General features: G+C 64.6%; 2 protein-coding genes and 1 pseudogene. All 3 read left to right on the forward strand.

Features of this window, described 5'->3' with window-relative positions:
• A partial coding sequence (gene glyA, locus EN884_RS34255) for a serine hydroxymethyltransferase (protein ID WP_164895362.1) occupies positions 1-1,093 on the forward strand: 1,093 nt, incomplete at its 5' end.
• Positions 1,094-1,169: 76 nt separating this feature from the next.
• On the forward strand, positions 1,170-1,835 hold the full coding sequence (locus EN884_RS34260) for a hypothetical protein (protein ID WP_024504683.1): 666 nt from the start codon (positions 1,170-1,172) through the stop codon (positions 1,833-1,835).
• 157 nt (positions 1,836-1,992) lie between these two features.
• Positions 1,993-2,065, forward strand: a pseudogene (locus EN884_RS34265) (transcriptional regulator NrdR); the annotation flags it as partial.

The following is a 2,065-nucleotide window of genomic DNA, read 5'->3' on the forward strand; positions in this document are numbered from 1 at the left end:
CTACTACGGCGGCTGCCAGTTTGTCGACGTGGCCGAGGAACTGGCCATCGAGCGCGCCAAGAAGCTGTTCGGCTGCAACTTCGCCAATGTCCAGCCGAATTCCGGCAGCCAGATGAACCAGGCCGTCTTCCTGGCGCTCTTGCAGCCGGGCGACACGTTCATGGGCCTCGACCTCAATTCCGGCGGCCATCTGACCCACGGTTCGCCGGTCAACATGAGCGGTAAATGGTTCAAGGTCGTCTCCTATGGCGTGCGCCAGGACGACCATCTGCTCGACATGGATGCCATCGAGAAGACCGCGCATGAAACCAAGCCGAAGCTGATCCTGGCCGGCGGCACCGCCTATTCCCGCGTCTGGGACTGGAAGCGTTTTCGCGAGATCGCCGACGCGGTCGGCGCCTATCTGATGGTCGACATGGCGCACATCGCCGGGCTGGTCGCCGGCGGCGTGCATCCGTCGCCGCTGCCGCATGCCCATGTCGTGACGACCACGACGCACAAGTCGCTGCGCGGCCCGCGCGGCGGCATGATCCTGTGCAATGACGAGGACATCGCCAAGAAGATGAATTCGGCGGTGTTCCCCGGCCTGCAGGGCGGCCCGCTTATGCATGTCATCGCCGCCAAGGCGGTTGCCTTCGGCGAAGCGCTGAAGCCAAGCTTCAAGGTCTATGCCGAGAGCGTTGCCGCCAACGCCAAGGCGCTCGCCTCCAGCCTCAAGGAAACCGGTCTCGACATCGTCTCCGGCGGCACAGACAACCATCTGATGCTGGTCGATTTGCGTCCGAAGAACGCCACCGGCAAGCGCGCCGAGGCGGCGCTGGGCCGCGCCAACATCACGTGCAACAAGAACGGTATTCCGTTCGACCCGGAAAAGCCTTTTGTCACCTCGGGCGTGCGTCTCGGCACCCCGGCCGGCACCACGCGCGGCTTCGGCCAGGCCGAATTCCGGGAGATCGGCAAGCTGATCGCCGAAGTGCTGGATGGTCTCAAGGTCGCCAATTCCGACGAGGGCAATGCCGCCGTCGAAGCAGCGGTCAAGGCCAAGGTCGTGGCGCTGACCGATCGCTTCCCGCTCTATCCCTATCTCGGCTGACGCGATAGGAAGTTTTGCGGCCTGCTGCAACGACAAGCGTCGTTTCAGCAGGCCGGGGCGACCGACAGGAGCCTTGATGATGCGACCATTTCGTTTCGCCGACCTTGGCGCCGTTGGCGCTCTGGCTGCTTTGATCGCCGGGCCTTTCCCCGGCAACGCCTTGGCGCAAACCGCCCCTGCTCAAGCCGCGCCCGCGCAACCCGCTCCTGCGCAACCCGCACCTCAGCCCGAGCCCGCGGCGCCCGCCCAGACGGCACCCAAGCTCGAAACCTTTGGCAGATGGTCGACCCTGGTCGACGAGGTCGACACCGGTGAGGATCTGCGCAAGACCTGCGCGGCCTCGACCGCCTTTATCGGCGCTGGCGGCGAGAGCGGCGTTCTGACGCTCATCATCACGAACGGCGATGCACTGCCGCCGGATGCCTACCCGTCCGTAACGATCGCCGTCGACAACAAGGCCTTGCCGGCCGGCAAGTCGGTTGCCGCCACTTTCGGCGACGACAAGGGCCGCGTCACTGCCAAGCTCCATTCCGATGGCGCCGTCAACGGCCGGCTCAGTTGGACCGTCGACAACCAGTCCAAGACCAGCCTGGCGCTCCTGCGCGCCATGCGCCGGGCATCGGTGCTTGACGTCTCCTTCGGCGATGCGCCGGTTGGAAGCATATCCATGGACGGCTTCACCAAGGCCTATCGTAGTCTCGGCGCATCGTGCGGGTTTCCGACCGCCGACGTTGCTCCCTGAAGACATCGGTACGCTGTGCGGCTGCTGGCGAGGCTGGCAATCCTGCTTGCGCCTCGCTATCTCTGAAGGGCGAGGGAGCTGTTGGCGACACTTTGCCATCGCTGCAAAAACCTCTAAGCCTTTCGCTTCACCAGATTCGCCAACCAAAGGCTTCTCCATGCGCTGTCCCTATTGCCAGTCGGAAGATACGCAGGTGAAGGATTCTCGCCCCGCCGAGGATGGCGCGGCGA

This window comes from Mesorhizobium sp. M7A.F.Ca.AU.001.01.1.1 (genome assembly GCF_004022735.1).
GTDB lineage: Bacteria > Pseudomonadota > Alphaproteobacteria > Rhizobiales > Rhizobiaceae > Mesorhizobium > Mesorhizobium ciceri.

Coding starts and splice junctions, on each gene's coding strand:
- EN884_RS34260 (WP_024504683.1), top strand. CDS start 1,170: ATGATGCGACCATTTCGTTTCGCCGACCTTGGCGCCGTTGGCGCTCTG.